At 63.1% G+C, this 15,272-nt stretch carries 14 protein-coding genes; all 14 read left to right on the forward strand.

Annotation, left to right across the window (positions count from 1 at the left end; all coding sequences use genetic code 11):
• The first annotated feature begins 142 nt into the window (after nt 1-142).
• Nucleotides 143-556 carry a division/cell wall cluster transcriptional repressor MraZ gene (mraZ, locus tag N4J17_RS07720; RefSeq protein ID WP_232470421.1) on the forward strand — a complete coding sequence of 138 codons (414 nt, stop codon included), beginning with the start codon at nt 143-145 and terminating at the stop codon, nt 554-556.
• A 32-nt stretch (nt 557-588) separates the two neighbouring features.
• Nucleotides 589-1,494, forward strand: a complete 906-nt coding sequence (rsmH, locus tag N4J17_RS07725) for a 16S rRNA (cytosine(1402)-N(4))-methyltransferase RsmH (protein WP_232470430.1) — start codon at nt 589-591, stop codon at nt 1,492-1,494.
• On the forward strand, nt 1,491-1,748 hold the full coding sequence (gene ftsL, locus N4J17_RS07730) for a cell division protein FtsL (RefSeq protein ID WP_198322742.1): 258 nt from the start codon (nt 1,491-1,493) through the stop codon (nt 1,746-1,748). Before rsmH ends, ftsL begins: the two co-directional genes overlap by 4 nt.
• A gap of 28 nt (nt 1,749-1,776) precedes the next feature.
• Nucleotides 1,777-3,504: a peptidoglycan D,D-transpeptidase FtsI family protein gene (locus N4J17_RS07735; protein ID WP_198322743.1), complete on the forward strand. Its 1,728-nt coding sequence runs from the start codon at nt 1,777-1,779 to the stop codon at nt 3,502-3,504.
• Complete coding sequence (locus N4J17_RS07740; protein ID WP_198322744.1) at nt 3,501-5,006, forward strand: UDP-N-acetylmuramoyl-L-alanyl-D-glutamate--2,6-diaminopimelate ligase; 1,506 nt, start codon at nt 3,501-3,503, stop codon at nt 5,004-5,006. Before N4J17_RS07735 ends, N4J17_RS07740 begins: the two co-directional genes overlap by 4 nt.
• Before the next feature lie 48 nt (nt 5,007-5,054).
• Nucleotides 5,055-6,137 carry a phospho-N-acetylmuramoyl-pentapeptide-transferase gene (gene mraY / locus N4J17_RS07745; protein WP_198322745.1) on the forward strand — a complete coding sequence of 361 codons (1,083 nt, stop codon included), beginning with the start codon at nt 5,055-5,057 and terminating at the stop codon, nt 6,135-6,137.
• Nucleotides 6,138-6,142: 5 nt separating this feature from the next.
• Entirely contained in the window at nt 6,143-7,546 is a 1,404-nt protein-coding gene (gene murD, locus N4J17_RS07750) for a UDP-N-acetylmuramoyl-L-alanine--D-glutamate ligase (RefSeq protein WP_370525872.1), read from the forward strand.
• A complete protein-coding gene (gene ftsW / locus N4J17_RS07755; RefSeq protein WP_198322747.1) occupies nt 7,543-8,739 on the forward strand; it encodes a putative lipid II flippase FtsW in 1,197 nt (398 codons plus the stop codon). Before murD ends, ftsW begins: the two co-directional genes overlap by 4 nt.
• Nucleotides 8,724-9,788, forward strand: coding sequence for an undecaprenyldiphospho-muramoylpentapeptide beta-N-acetylglucosaminyltransferase (gene murG / locus N4J17_RS07760; RefSeq protein WP_198322748.1), 1,065 nt, complete (start codon nt 8,724-8,726; stop codon nt 9,786-9,788). Before ftsW ends, murG begins: the two co-directional genes overlap by 16 nt.
• Nucleotides 9,785-11,203, forward strand: a complete 1,419-nt coding sequence (gene murC / locus N4J17_RS07765) for a UDP-N-acetylmuramate--L-alanine ligase (RefSeq protein WP_198322749.1) — start codon at nt 9,785-9,787, stop codon at nt 11,201-11,203. The genes murG and murC overlap by 4 nt, the downstream gene beginning before the upstream one ends.
• The gene (gene murB, locus N4J17_RS07770; RefSeq protein ID WP_198322750.1) at nt 11,200-12,114 is read left to right on the forward strand and encodes a UDP-N-acetylmuramate dehydrogenase; all 915 of its coding nucleotides are present in this window, start codon (nt 11,200-11,202) and stop codon (nt 12,112-12,114) included. The genes murC and murB overlap by 4 nt, the downstream gene beginning before the upstream one ends.
• 26 nt (nt 12,115-12,140) lie before the next feature.
• Nucleotides 12,141-13,070, forward strand: coding sequence for a D-alanine--D-alanine ligase (locus N4J17_RS07775; protein WP_198322751.1), 930 nt, complete (start codon nt 12,141-12,143; stop codon nt 13,068-13,070).
• Nucleotides 13,040-13,861, forward strand: coding sequence for a cell division protein FtsQ/DivIB (locus N4J17_RS07780; protein WP_198322752.1), 822 nt, complete (start codon nt 13,040-13,042; stop codon nt 13,859-13,861). Before N4J17_RS07775 ends, N4J17_RS07780 begins: the two co-directional genes overlap by 31 nt.
• Before the next feature lie 132 nt (nt 13,862-13,993).
• A complete protein-coding gene (gene ftsA, locus N4J17_RS07785; protein ID WP_198322753.1) occupies nt 13,994-15,229 on the forward strand; it encodes a cell division protein FtsA in 1,236 nt (411 codons plus the stop codon).
• The last annotated feature ends 43 nt before the right edge of the window (nt 15,230-15,272 follow it).

Raw genomic sequence — 15,272 nt, forward strand, 5'->3', positions numbered from 1 at the left:
TGCAGCTCATCTTGACTTGCCTCCAGGGCGTTTCTATAGTGGTCCCGAGGTGGTGGAAAGTGGGATTTTCTGGGGGAATGTGGAGCTTGGGGGCGGCTTGTTCAGAGGCGTTAATTCCATCAGCCTGGACGAAAAGGGGCGCATGGCTGTGCCCACCCGTTACAGGTCCGAACTCCGGGAGTCCTGCGAGGGACAACTGGTGGTCACCATTGGAACCGATACCTGTCTGCTGCTCTTCCCTTTGCCTGAGTTCGAGGAACTGGAACGGAAGCTGGTGAAACTTCCGGCCTTGAATAAACAGGTGAAGCGGCTTCAACGTCTACTGATCGGTCATGCCACCGAATGTGAACTGGACGGTCAGGGGCGTTTCCTCATACCTGAGCCGTTACGCCGGTTCGCCAGCCTGGGCAAACAAGTCGTCCTGATCGGTCAGGGCAATAAGTTCGAAATCTGGGATGAAGGACTTTGGGAGCGTTGCCGTCAGGAATGGCTGGAAGAGGCGAGCCTCGAAGGTCTCGAGGACATGGGTCCGGAGCTTGGGGCACTGGCGTTTTGATGGCGATGGCGGAAGGCGGACATCTCCCCGTCATGCTGTCCGAGGTGCTGGAGATGCTGGCGATTCGGCGGGACGGGATTTACGTCGATTGCACCTTCGGTCGCGGCGGACACAGCCGGGCGATCCTGGATCGGCTGGGCGCGGGCGGTCACCTGCTGGCGATCGACCGGGACCAGGAAGCGGTCGCGGCGGCCGACGTTTCCGGATTGTCCGCCGATGTTCGGTTTGCCATTGAGCATGGCCGTTTTTCGGATCTCGGCCGGTTCGTCGGCGAAAGAGGATGGTCAGGCCGCGTCGATGGCATTTTGATGGATCTGGGGGTGTCGTCGCCGCAGCTGGACGATGCCCGGCGCGGCTTCAGTTTCCTGCGGGCTGGACCGCTCGACATGCGGATGGACCCGACTCAGAAAACCAGCGCTGCGGAATGGCTCGCCGACGTTTCCGAGCGGGAGCTGGCGCGGGTGTTACGGGAATATGGCGAGGAACGTTTTGCCGGACGTATCGCCCGCGCGGTGGTCGAAGAGCGGCGGCGGCATCCGATCGCCACGACGACCGACCTGGTCCGGCTGATCGAGGCCGCGATTCCGTTTGCGGACAAATTCAAGCATCCGGCAACGCGTACCTTTCAGGCGATCCGGATCGCCGTCAATGATGAGTTGGGACAGTTGCAACAGGGATTGAATGAGGCGGTCGAGGTGCTCGCCGTCGGGGGGCGTTTGGTGGTGATCTCGTTTCATTCGCTCGAAGACCGGATCGTCAAAAGGTTCATGCGGGATGAAGCGCGCGGTCGGGAGATACCTGGGGGAATCTTCGAATTCCGTTCGAGTCCGCGCCTTGCAGTTCTGGGTAAACCGCTCAAGGCCGAAGAAGACGAAATCCGGATCAATCCCCGGGCGCGGAGCGCCCTATTGCGAGCAGCCGAAAAGCGGGCGGCATGACACGAATACTCCTGCTGTCGGTGGTTGCCGTGTGTTCGGCGCTCGCCGTCGTCTACGCGAAGTACCGCACGCGCATGCTGTTCGCCGAGGTTCAGCGTCTGGAACTGGTCTTGGATCAGTATGAGGTGGAGCTGGGCCAGCTTCAGCTGGAGCAGAACACCTGGGCTGAGCACGGTCGTATCGAACATTTGGCCCGCACCCGGCTGGGTATGATCCTGCCGGGGCGCGAGTCGATCATTTACATCAAACCCTGAGCTCATGTGGGGATGAGGGGTGTTTGCAATGATGTACATAACGAATCCGCAAAGAGAAAGGGATTACGGCGCGCGCTGGTCGCTGCTGCTCATCGGCATGATGGCGGCCATGCTCGTCCTGGTCGGACGAGCGGTCAACCTGCAGGTGGTGGATCGGCAGTTTCTCAAGCACCAGGGTGACCTGCGGCATATGGGCGTCGTGCCTTTGCCGGCACATCGCGGTCGCATATTGGACCGGAACGGTGATCTGCTAGCGACCAGCTGCCCGGTGAAGTCGATCTGGGTCAATCCCAAAGAGTTCGAGGCGACCGAAGCCCAGTATCAGGCTTTGGCGGGTCTGATCGGAGATACACCGGAGGACCTGAAGCGCCGTCTGGGGGAGGCTGGGCCCAATCGGGCCTTCGTCTACCTGAGGCGTCGTGTCAGTCCGGAGCTTGCCGATCAGGTGACGGCACTCGGTTTGTCCGGCGTCTATACGGAAGAGGAGTACCGCCGTTATTACCCGACCGGCGAGGTGACCGCTCATGTCCTCGGTTTCACCGATATCGACGACAAAGGCCAGGAAGGGCTGGAGTTGGCATTCGACGGGCATTTGAAGGGTATCGAGGGTGTCAGGCGCATCATTCGCGATGGAAAGCGCCGAGTCATCGAGGATGTCGAAAGCGTCCGCCAGCCCGTCCCGGGCAAGGATCTGAGCATCAGCATCGATCAGCGGCTGCAATATCTGGCCTATCGGGAGCTGAAAAAGACGGTTCAGCAGCACCGGGCCAAGGCGGGCGCCTTGGTCATGCTCGACGCTAAGACGGGTGAAGTACTGGCGATGGTCAATCAGCCGACTTTCAACCCTAACAGCCGCAGCGGCACCGTGCCCGGGGCCACCCGCAACCGGGCGGTCACCGACCTGTTCGAGCCGGGGTCGACGATGAAGCCCTTCGCAGTCGCCTGCGCCCTGGAAATGGGGGCATTCCGCGCCAATGCGGTGATCAACACCGCACCTGGCCTCATGCACGTCGGTTCCAATGTGGTCAAGGATGTCCACAACTACGGTGTGCTCGACGTCGCCGGGGTGCTGCGCAAATCGAGCAACGTGGGGGTCACCAAGATGGCTCTTGCATTGCCGGCGGACAAGTTCTGGAGCTTTTATCACGATCTCGGTTTCGGGCAGGTCTTGGGCACCGGTTTTCCTGGTGAGGCCCAAGGGCGCATGCCGGATCGCAAAGGGCTGCGACCGTTTGCGCAGGCTACGCTGTCGTTCGGCTACGGCGTGTCGGCCTCGCCGCTGCATCTGGCGCGGGCTTACCTGGCCCTGGCCAGCGATGGCGTGATGCCGCCGGTGAGCCTGCTGAGGTTGGACCGCCCGCCGGAACCGGTTCGGGTGATGTCGAAAAAGACCGCCATGACGGTGCGCAACATGCTGGAAGGTGTGGTCTCGGTCGATGGTACGGCGATCAAGGCCAGCATTCCGGGATTCCGGGTCGCCGGAAAAACCGGGACGGTGAAAAAAAGCGCGGGGCGCGGCGGTTATCAGTCCTCACGCTACATCTCCGTGTTTGCCGGCATGGCGCCGGCAAGCGACCCGCGGCTGGTCACCGTGGTGATGATCGATGAGCCTTCGGGGGGGGAATATTACGGTGGTGCGGTGGCAGCGCCAGCATTCGCCGCGGTCATGGAGCCGGCTTTAAGGCTGCTCAACGTCCAGCCGGATCAGGATATGGGCCAGTCGATTCTTTCGGCCCAGAAGGACGAAGTCTTTTGAGCCGCGCAAATGGCGGGACCTCCCTGCGGTGGCTGCTGGATGGCTTGACCGACAGGCGGGCGGTGCCGGACATTCCGGTCTATGGCCTGAGTCTCGACAGCCGGTCGGCGCGCACCGGCGATGTCTTTTTCGCATTGTCGGGAAGCCGGGAACACGGGCTCCGGTATGCAGAGGAGGCGGTCGGGCGGGGGGCGGTCGTTATCGTCTACGATTCTTCGGGGGGCGGCATCCGCATGCCGGAACCGGAACTCGGTTTCACCGTGCCGGTTCCCGATCTGGGCCGCCACTTGGGCAGCATCGCTGCTCGTTTTTTCGGGCATCCTTCGGAAGCCTTGAGCGTCATCGCGGTCACGGGGACCAACGGCAAGACGTCCTGCACCCATTTCATCGCGGAAGCCTTGCAGCCGGATCATCCGACCGCGGTCATCGGGACTCTGGGCTGGGGAAAGCCCGAAAAGTTGCGACGGATCGCCCATACGACCCCTGATGCGATCGAGATCCATGCCATACTTGCGACCCTCAGGGCTCAGGGCTTCAAACTGGTGGCCTTGGAGGCTTCCTCGCACGGGCAGGCGCAGGGCCGTCTTAACGGTGTACGCTGCCGCGGTGCGCTATACACCCGCATTACCCGTGATCATCTCGATTATCACGGAACGTTCGAATCTTACCTGTCAGCCAAGTTGGGGCTTCTGGCCAATCCCGCATTGGAGTTCGTCGCGGTCACGCTCGACGACCCATCCGTGGATACCATCCTGGCGAGCGTGCCCGCCGGGGTGAAGGTGATTGGTTACAGTCTGGAAGGCAGGAAATCGACGGATTTCCCGGTGATTCGCGCCGAGACATTGGAGCAGACGCCGGAAGGGCTGCGACTGAAGGTCGATTGCTCAGGCCGGACCGTCGAGGTCGGTGCGCCGGTGTATGGTGATTTCAATGCCGAAAATCTCCTCGGGACCATGGCGATTCTGGTCGGCCTCGGCTATCCGGCCGAAGCTGCCGCTTCGCGGGTTGGCCGGGTTCGGCCGGTCGCCGGACGCATGGAGCGGTTTCGTCAGAACAGCCTGACTGTGATCGTCGATTATGCGCATACCCCGGACGCGTTGCGAAACGTTTTGACGAGCCTGCGCCGCCATTGCCGGCACCGGTTATGGGTGGTGTTCGGCTGCGGTGGCGACCGGGACAAGGGCAAGCGGCCAGACATGGGGGGCATTGCCGCGCGCCTTGCCGACCGTGTCATCGTCACCGACGACAACCCGCGCGGCGAGCCGGGGGATGCCATCGTCGCGGACATACTCGCGGGTTGCGGGGAAGCGGCCGTCACGGTTGTGCGCGACCGCCGTATGGCCATCCGCGAGGCGATCGCTCAGGCCGGCGACGGCGACATCGTGCTGGTCGCCGGCAAGGGACACGAAACTTTCCAGGAAGTGGGCGGCGTGTTCCACGAGTTCTCCGACCGGGAAGAGGTGCGGAAGGCGCTGTCAGGCCGGCACCGCAATGCCGGCTAAGGTTGTAGCGGCGATATACCCCATGTTGAAGCAGTTCAAGGAAATACGATGCTACTGATTTTAACGAATTGGCTCGAGCACCATTTCGACGTGTTCAGAGTCTTTCACTATCTCACTCTCCGCGGAATTCTGGGGGTCCTGACCGCGCTGGTGATTTCTTTCATCGTCGGTCCGACGATGATCCGACACCTGGGAAGCTACAAGATCGGCCAAACGATCCGCGACGATGGCCCGCAAAGTCATTTGTCCAAGGCCGGCACGCCCACCATGGGTGGCGCATTGATCCTGGTGACGATCACCATCAGCACCCTGCTGTGGTCGGATCTCGGAAACCGTTACGTTTGGGCGGTGCTGTTGGTGACACTGGCTTACGGTCTTATCGGCTTCGTCGACGACTACAAGAAGCTGGTTCTGAAAAACAGCAAAGGGCTGGCGGCGCGCCACAAATACCTATGGCAGTCGGTGTTCGGCCTGGGGGTGGCCCTGTTTCTCTACCACACTGCGAGTTCGCCGCAGGAAACCCAGTTCATTGTGCCGTTCTTCAAGAACGTGGTCTTGAACTTGGGCTGGCTCTATATCCCGATGGTCTACTTCGTCGTCGTCGGGACGAGCAATGCCGTGAACCTGACCGACGGCCTTGATGGACTGGCGATTCTCCCGACGGTGCTGGTCGCGGGAGGGTTGGCGATTTTCGCCTACGCCTCCGGCCACAGCGAGTTTTCCGAATACCTGGGAATCCCTTATTTGCCCAAGGCGGGTGAACTGGTGGTGTTTTGCGGGGCACTGGTTGGAGCCGGCCTGGGTTTCCTCTGGTTCAACACCTATCCGGCCCAGGTCTTCATGGGCGACATCGGAGCCCTCGCGCTCGGGGCCGCGCTGGGGATGGTGGCCGTACTGGTCCGGCAGGAAATCGTGCTGATGATCATGGGGGGGATTTTCGTCATGGAAACGGTCTCGGTGATGCTCCAGGTCCTGTCTTTCAAGTTGACTGGCCGGCGCATCTTCCGTATGGCCCCGATTCACCATCATTTCGAATTGAAAGGATGGCCGGAGCCCCGGGTGATCGTGAGATTCTGGATCATCTCCGTCATCCTCGTGCTCATCGGCCTGGCGACTTTGAAACTGCGCTGATGAACATGCGTGACTGTCTGATTGCCGAAAATCCGCCCGGCGGGCTTGCCCGCCTTGGGCTCGACGACCGTTCGCGGGTGCTCGTGCTGGGTGTGGGCGCGACCGGCCTGTCGACCGTCCGTTTCCTTTGCCGCCATGGTTTCGAATGTGCGGTCATGGACAGCCGGATCGCCCCCCCGGGGTTGCAAGAATTGCGCGAAGGGTTTCCCGATGTTCCGCTGTTTCTCGGTGAATTCAGCCGGAGCGCTCTGGCTGCCGCGACGCACCTCGTGGTCAGTCCGGGACTTTCTCTGGAGCTGCCCGAGATCCGCGAAAGCCGTCGCCGCGGAGTGCGTGTGTTCGGTGATCTGGACCTGTTCGCTTGCTGCGTGCAGGCTCCGGTGGTGGCCATCACCGGCGCGAACGGCAAGAGTACGGTCACTACCCTGGTAGGCCTGATGGCGAAAGCATCCGGTGTCCATGCGGCGGTGGGTGGCAACCTGGGGACGCCGATGCTGGATCTCCTGGACGCCGGACCGGGCGCCAGCAGGCCGGGCGGGACGGACTGGTATGTGCTCGAGTTGTCGAGTTTCCAGCTCGAACGTTCGGAGCTGTTCGAAGCGGAGGTCGCGACCGTGCTCAACATCAGTCCGGATCACATGGACCGCTACCCCGACCTCGCGGCCTATGCCGAGGCGAAGCGGCGAGTCTTCCGCGGCAACGGTCTGATGGTGCTGAACGAGGACGACCCGCTCGTCGCCGGCATGCACCGGCCCGGCCGACGGGCCGTGCGGTTCGGCTTGGGCGGCGGGGCCGGCCTGGACTATTCGCTCGCCCGGCACGAGGGCCGGCTCTGGCTGCTGGCGGACCGGGTTCCGCTGCTTCCCGCCGACGAGGTGCGGATCAAGGGCCGGCACAATCTGGCCAATGCCCTCGCTGCCGTAGCAATCGCCGACGCCTGCAAGTTCGACCGCGAGGCCGTCGCACAGGTCCTGCGCACGTTTCCGGGGCTGGATCACCGCATGCAATGGGTGGCCGATATCGACGGTGTCGCCTATATCAACGATTCCAAGGCGACCAACGTCGGGGCCTGCATCGCAGCCCTTTCCGGGCTGGAAGGCAAGGCCGTGCTCATTGCCGGGGGCGACGGAAAAGGTGCGGATTTTTCCTCCCTGGCCCCGGTCGCGGCGGAAAAACTGCGGGCTGCCGTCCTCATGGGGCGGGATGGGCCGCTGATCGAGCAGGCGCTCAAGGATGTCGTACCCGCTATTCGGGTGAAGACCATGTTCGAGGCGGTCCACGCAGCGCGCCGGCTGGCGCAGGGGGGAGACACGGTGCTGCTGGCGCCGGCCTGCGCCAGCCTCGATCAGTACAAGGACTACCAAGAGCGCGGAAGGGATTTCGCCGTAACGGTGAGGAGTCTGTCATGACTACACAAGCGATTCGTGGCAGCCGAGGACTGGTGCTGAAAAGGGGGGCCGGCCGGTTCTACCTGGATACCATTCTGCTTTCGGTATCCCTGAGCCTGGTGCTGTTCGGTTTCGTCATGGTGTCTTCGGCCTCGCTGCATCTCGGCGAAAAGATGGCGAGTGATAGCTTTTATTTCCCCAAACATCAGCTCATGCACATCCTGCTGGGGCTGGCTGCGGGTTGGGGGGCCGCGAAAGTCCGCCTGGAGACCCTGGAACGGCATTCCAGGTCGCTGTTCTGGGTGGGTATCGCCCTGCTGGTCCTGGTCCTCATCCCCGGTGTCGGCAAGTCGGTGAATGGCAGCGTGCGCTGGATCAATCTGTTCGGGCTACGTGTCCAGGTGTCCGAGGTGTTCAAATTGGTGGCGGCGATCTACGTGGCCGGCTACATCAGCCGGCACCTGGAAACCGTCAGGACCTCGGTCAAGGGGATGATTTATCCTTTGAGTCTGCTCGCCATCGGCGCAGTTCTCCTGCTGAAGGAGCCCGACTTCGGCGCTACTGCGGTGGTCATGGCAACGGCCCTGGGTATGCTGTTTCTCGCGGGTGCCCGTCTTTGGGTGTTCATCGGTCTGTTGGGACTGGTCGCGGTCGCCGGGACTGTGCTGATCTACACCGCTAACTATCGGCTCAGGCGGGTGCTCAGCTTTCTCGACCCTTGGGCGGATCCGCTCAACTCGGGTTTTCAGTTGACCCAGGCCCTGATCGCCTTCGGCCGGGGCGAATGGCAGGGGGTCGGGTTGGGTTCCAGCGTGCAGAAACTGTTCTATCTGCCCGAAGCGCATACCGATTTCCTGTTTTCGGTGATTGGCGAAGAGCTGGGCCTGTGGGGGGCGACCACGGTCATCCTGCTGTTTGCCATCGTGGTGTGGCGGGCGCTGGCGATCGGCCGGCTCGCGGAGCGCAGCGGCAATCTGTTCGCAGCTTTCCTCGCCTACGGCATCGGCATCTGGCTGGGTCTGCAGTCGTTCATCAACATGGGGGTTAACATGGGCATGCTGCCCACCAAGGGCCTGACGCTGCCGCTGATGAGTTACGGCGGCGGCAGCATGATGGTGGTCTGCGCCGCGATCGGCTTGCTGTTCCGCATCCGCAGCGAGGCGGTGGCCAGCTTCCTGGGTAACGGCCGGAAGGGTGTATGGCCCGGCGTGTAGTGATTCTTGCCGGAGGGACCGGCGGCCACGTGTTTCCCGCACTGGCAGTGGCGGACAAACTGCACCGGGCGGGAGCCGAAGTGTTCTGGATGGGATCTCGGACTGGACTGGAAGCCAGAGTCGTGCCGGCCGCCGGCTATCCGATCGACTGGCTCAGCGTCAGCGGCATACGCGGCAAGGGTCTGGCTTCCCAGGTGAAGGCACCGGCCATGCTGGGCTTGGCCTGTCTGCAGGCCCTGCGTATACTTCGCCGCAGAAGGCCGGATGCCGTACTGGGCATGGGCGGCTTCGTCGCCGGTCCGGGCGGAGTCATGGCCCGGGTGCTCGGCATTCCGCTGGTGATCCACGAACAGAACCGGATTCCCGGCACCACCAATCGATGGTTGTCCCGGATAGCCAACCGGGTGCTGGAAGCCTTTCCCGGAGCCTTCCAAACCACCGCCGGCGCCGTCTGCACCGGCAATCCCTTGCGGCAGAACATAGAAATCTTTCAAAACCATCATACGGCCCGTGAAGGCCGGCACATACTCGTCCTAGGCGGGAGCCTGGGCGCGCAGGCCTTGAACCGCATCGTACCGCGGGCCCTCGCGCGCTTAGGCGGGGAGCCGGTCGAGATTCGCCATCAAACCGGGCAGGCCATGTTCCAGGAAACCCAGGATTTGTACCAGCAGCTCGCACTCACGGCGAAAGTGGACCCATTCATCGAGAACATGGAGGAAGCTTACGGCTGGGCCGACCTCGCGATATGCCGTGCCGGTGCCATGACCGTGAGCGAACTGGCCGCGGCGGGGTTGCCTGCCATACTCGTGCCTTTCCCTCATGCCATCGACGATCACCAGACCGCGAACGGCAGCTATCTGGCGGAGGCGGGCGCGGCCGTGTTGATGTCGCAGTCGTCCCTCGATGAAGAATCGTTGGCGGCCGAGGTCTGCGCACTCTTGGACGAACGCGACCGGCTCAAGGCGATGAGCGCGGCGGCACGCAACCTGGCTCGCTACGATGCCGCCGAACGCGTCGCGAAGGTCTGTCTGGAGGAGGCCGGCGCATGACGCCCCGAACCGAAGGCATGAAGAAGATCAGCCGCATCCATTTCGTCGGTGTGGGCGGCGCGGGCATGAGCGGTATCGCGGAGGTTCTGCTGAACCTCGGCTACCGGGTATCGGGTTCCGATTTGCAGCAGAACGCCAATACCCGCCGCCTGGCCGAGCGGGGCGCCGTGATCTCGATCGGGCACGAGGCCCGCCACGTCGAGGCCGTGGACGTCGTAGTGGTTTCCAGTGCGGTGGAGCAGTCCAACGTGGAGATCGATGCCGCCCGGACCGCCCGGATTCCGGTCATCTCGCGGGCCGAAATGCTGGCGGAGCTGATGCGCTTCCGTTACGGCGTGGCGGTGGCCGGTACCCACGGCAAGACCACGACCACCAGCCTGACCGCCAGCATCCTGGCCGAAGGGGGGCTGGACCCGACTTTCGTGATCGGCGGCCGGCTGAACAGTGTGGGTGCCAACGCCCAGCTGGGGCAAGGCGAGTATCTGGTCGCCGAAGCCGATGAAAGCGACGCGTCGTTCCTGCATCTCCAGCCCATGATCGCCGTGGTGACCAACATCGACCAGGATCACATGGGCACCTACGGCAACGATTTCGGCCGGCTCAAGGACGCGTTTGTCGAGTTTCTCCACCACGTGCCATTCTACGGGGCGGCGGTGCTGTGTGCCGAAGACCCCGGCGTGCGTGACATCCTGCCGCGCCTGAGCAAGCCATACCGCACCTATGGAGAGCGGGAAGGCGTCGACATCCGCGCCGTCGGCATCCAACGCTTAGGACTTAAGAGCCGGTTCAGCGTGCTGCGAGAGGGTGCCGGGCCGCTGGAGATCACACTCAATTTGCCGGGCTACCACAATATTCTCAATGCCCTGGCGGCGATCGGCGTGGCCACCGAGCTGGGGGTTGCCGATGCCGTGATCCAGCGGGCGCTGGCGGGATTCCGCGGCATCGGCCGGCGCTTCCAGATCAACGCCAGCTTGAACTTCGGCGGCGGCGAAATCACCTTCGTCGACGATTACGGCCATCACCCGAGCGAGTTGGCGGCGACCCTGGATTCCGCCCGCTATGCCTGGCCGGACCGGCGCCTGGTCGTGGTGTTTCAGCCCCATCGCTATACCCGGACCCGCGATTTGTTCGAGGATTTCGTGCAGGTTCTGTCTCGGGTCGATGTGCTGGTCCTGCTGGACGTTTACTCCGCCGGCGAGGCGCCCATTGCCGGTGCCGACGGGCGTTCCCTCAGCCGGGCCATCCGCGTGCGGGGACAGATCGATCCGATTTTCGCCGAAACGCCGGAAGACGTGTTCGATATCCTGCCGAACGTCCTGAAGCCGGGGGATGTCGTGATGACACTGGGTGCAGGCAGTGTCGGCGCGCTCGCCCAGCAGTTGCCCGAGCGCCTGGGCGCGGAGCCGGTGCCATGACGGCCCGCGAGTTTGTGGCCGGCACTGCAATGCCGTTGCGCGGAACCTGGCTCGAACACGAGCCGCTGGCTGGGCATACCAGTTGGCGGGTGGGTGGACCGGCGGAACGATTTTATCAGCCCGCCGATCTCGACGACCTGGTCGAATTCCTGCGTGCATTGCCGCCCCAGGAGCCGTTGTTCTGGTTGGGTCTGGGCAGCAACGTGCTGGTCCGGGACGGCGGTATCCGCGGCACGGTGGTCTGCACCAGGAACCGCCTCCGCGTCATCGAAGCCCGGGGCCCAGCCTGCATCTATGCCGAAGCCGGCATTCCCTGCGCTCATGTGGCCCGCTTCTGCACCGAGCGGGACTGGGTCGGTGCCGAATTCCTGGCCGGGATTCCCGGCACCCTGGGCGGTGCCCTAGCAATGAATGCCGGTGCATTTGGGGGCGAAATCTGGAGCCTGGTGCGGCGTGCGCTCACGGTGAACCGTGACGGCCGGACGATCTGGCGGGCCCCCGAAGAATTCGAAGTGGGCTACCGTCATGTGCATGGGCCGGAAGGGGAGTGGTTTGTCGCGGCGGAACTCGAACTCGCGCCCGGCGACGGGCGGGCCGGGCGCGAGCGCATCAAAGCCCTGCTGGCGCGGCGCTCGGCGACCCAACCGACCCATCAGCCGAGCTGCGGATCGGTGTTCCGGAATCCACCCGGCGACTTCGCCGCGCGCCTGATCGAAGCTTGCGGCCTCAAGGGGCATGCCGTTGGCGGTGCCCAAGTGTCCCCCAAACATGCCAATTTCATCGTTAACTGCGGGAGCGCGACGGCGGCCGACATCGAGACTTTGATCGCGGAAGTGCGCGACCGGGTGGCCCTGCACTGCGGCATATGGCTCGAGCCCGAAGTCCGGATCGTGGGCGAAACCCTGGTGTAAAACCTTAATTTTTGATGAGGAACCGAGTGGAGAAACGGATTCAGCAGGCATCGGAGTTCGGCACGGTCGCAGTCCTGATGGGCGGGGCCGCGGCGGAACGGGAGATTTCGCTGAAGAGCGGGAAGGCTGTCCTGGAAGCATTGCGGCGCTGCGGGATCGATGCCGAAGGTTTCGACGTCGGGCGCGACATGATCGCCCCGTTGCTGGAGCGCCGCTTCGATCGCGTGTTCAACATCATTCACGGCCGCGGCGGCGAGGACGGCGTGCTGCAGGGAGCTCTGGCCTGTCTGGGCGTCCCCTGCACCGGGAGTGGCGTGCTGGCTTCTGCGCTGAGCATGGACAAGCTGCGCACGAAATTGTGTTGGAAGGGAGCCGGTCTGCCGACTCCTCCCTGGCTGCGGCTGGATTCGCCCGCCGATCTCGAGCGTTGCCGGGAAGCCCTGGGCTTTCCGGTGATCGTCAAGCCGGCGGAGGAGGGATCGAGCATCGGCATGAGCCGTGCTGCGACGGCCGAAGAACTGGCGCAGGCATGGGAGCGTGCCTCTGGTTACGGCTGTGCCGTTTTCGCCGAACGTTGGATCGACGGCATCGAATACACCGGCGGCATGCTCAAAGGTGTGCCGTTGCCGCTGATTCGCCTGGAAACCCCGCATGCCTTCTATGATTTCGATGCCAAATACCGGGCGGAAACCACCCGTTACCTCTGTCCTTGCGGACTGGATGCCGGGCGCGAGGCCGAGCTGCAGGCGCTGGTCCTGCGCGCCTGCCAGATCGTCGGCGTCAGCGGCTGGGGCCGGGTCGATCTGCTGGTGGACCGCAGTGGCCAGCCCTGGCTGATCGAGGTCAATACCGTGCCCGGTATGACCGATCACAGTCTGGTTCCGATGGCCGCCAAGGCGGCAGGTATCGATTTTCAGGAGCTGGTGTGGCACATCCTGGAAACCAGTGTCGCCTGAAGCCGAAACGGCGGCAACCCGACGGGAATGCGGCCATCCCGGGGGGCCGCAGCCTGCGCGTTTCCATCATGGCGCTGTTCGCTCTTGGCCTGATATGGGGAGGAGTGGGCTGGGGGGTATCATGGCTCGCCGAGCAGCGGGTGCACACTGTCCGTGTGAAGGGCGCTTTCCGCCATATCGATCCGACGGTGGTGGAAGACATCGTCAGAGGGAAGCTGGGCGGCGGCAAAACCTATTTCCGGATCCCCTTAGCCGAAATCCGCCAAGCGGTAACCTCCATCCCCTGGGTGGCCGAGGCCACGGTGGAACGGCGGTGGCCGGACCGCATCGAAGTAGAGGTGCAGGAGCATCGCCCCGTGGCACGTTGGGGCGATGGGGACTTCATCGACGACCGCATGAACCGTTTTCATATCGGCAGTACCCTGGGGTTCGAGCATCTGCCGCTGTTGACGGGACCGGATGGTCAGGAACGCCGCCTGATCAAGGTGCTGATCGATCTCGACGAACGGTTCGAAAGCTGGGGGACACGGGTCGCCGAACTTCGCTTGACCGACCGCTGGTCATGGTCGCTGCGGCTGGAATCGGACCTCCGGATAGAGTTCGGTCGCCGGGAGCCGGTCGAGGCCATTGCCAGCCTCCTGAGCCTTCTGCCGCTGTTGGGCAAAGATCGCATGGCTCTGCTCCAAAGTATCGATTTGAGGTATCCTTATGGCTTCGCGGTGGTTTGGAAAACGTATCAGCCCGACGTGGAGGCTCCCCCCGAACCGCCTGGGGCGGTCCCTCCCGCATGAAGAGGCGGCCGCGCAGCGACGACAGGGAATCTCATCCCGCACAACCCGCCCGGTCGGGCGGCGAACGGCAGGGTCGGCTATTGAACGCAATAGGCTGGACATGCGTCTGACATATCCTTCGAATATCACTTCATGGGCAAAAAGTCTGACAAGAACGTAATCGTAGGGCTGGACATCGGCACTTCCAAAGTGGCCTGTCTCGTGGGTGAGGTCAACGAGGATGGCCTGATCGAGGTGGTCGGACTGGGCACCCACCCGTCGCGAGGACTCAAGAAAGGCGTCGTCGTCAATCTCGAAACCACCGTTCATTCCATTCAACGCGCGGTCGAGGAAGCGGAGCTGATGGCCGGTTTCCGCATACACTCGGTCTATGCGGGCATCGCCGGCAGCCATATCAGCAGCATGAATTCCCACGGTATCGTGGCAATTCGGGACAAGGAGGTCACCCAGGGGGACGTCGACCGTGTCATCGACTCTGCCAGGGCGGTCGCCATCCCCGCCGATCAGAAAATCCTGCATATTCTGCCCCAGGAATTCGTCATCGACCGGCAGGAGGGTGTCAAGGAACCCATCGGCATGTCGGGCATACGTCTCGAAGCCCGGGTGCACATCGTCACCGGTGCGGTGAGTGCGGCCCAGAACATCCAGAAATGCATCCAGCGCTGCGGCCTGGAGGTCGACGATATCGTGCTCGAACAACTGGCGTCGAGCCAGGCCGTCCTGACGGACGATGAGAAGGAACTCGGCGTGTGCCTGGTGGATATCGGCGGCGGGACCACGGACATCGCGGTGTTCACCGACGGCGCCATCCGCCACACCGCCGTGATCCCCATCGCCGGCGATCAGGTGACCAACGACATCGCCGTGGCGCTGCGCACGCCCACGCCCCATGCCGAGACACTGAAGCTCAAGCATGCCTGTGCGCTGACCCAGCTCGCAGACATCGAAGACACGATCGAAGTGCCCAGCATCGGTGACCGGCCGTCCCGGCAGATTTCCAGGCTCAATCTTGCCGAGATTGTGGAGCCGCGTTATGAAGAATTGTTGCTGCTAGTGCAGGCGGAACTGCGCCGGGCGGGTTTCGACGATCTGATCGCGGCAGGCATCGTGCTGAGTGGCGGTAGTTCGCGGGTCGAAGGACTGGTGGAGCTGGCGGAAGAAATCTTCCACATGCCGGTGCGGCTGGGCGTGCCTTATACGGTTTCCGGTCTCAACGACGTGATTCGCAATCCGGCCTACGCCACCGGAGTGGGGTTGTTGCTGCATGGACGGCAGCATCTGTTTTCCGGGGATCGCCCCCTGCTGGGAGGTGGCGGTTTCAGGAGTATTTGGCTGCGCATGAAGAATTGGTTTCAGGGAAATTTCTGAGATTTTCGGTTTTTCCGGATAGCCCGTATTCAGAGGGGATGGG

The sequence above is a fragment of the Methylococcus capsulatus genome, from assembly GCF_036864975.1.
Lineage (GTDB): Bacteria > Pseudomonadota > Gammaproteobacteria > Methylococcales > Methylococcaceae > Methylococcus.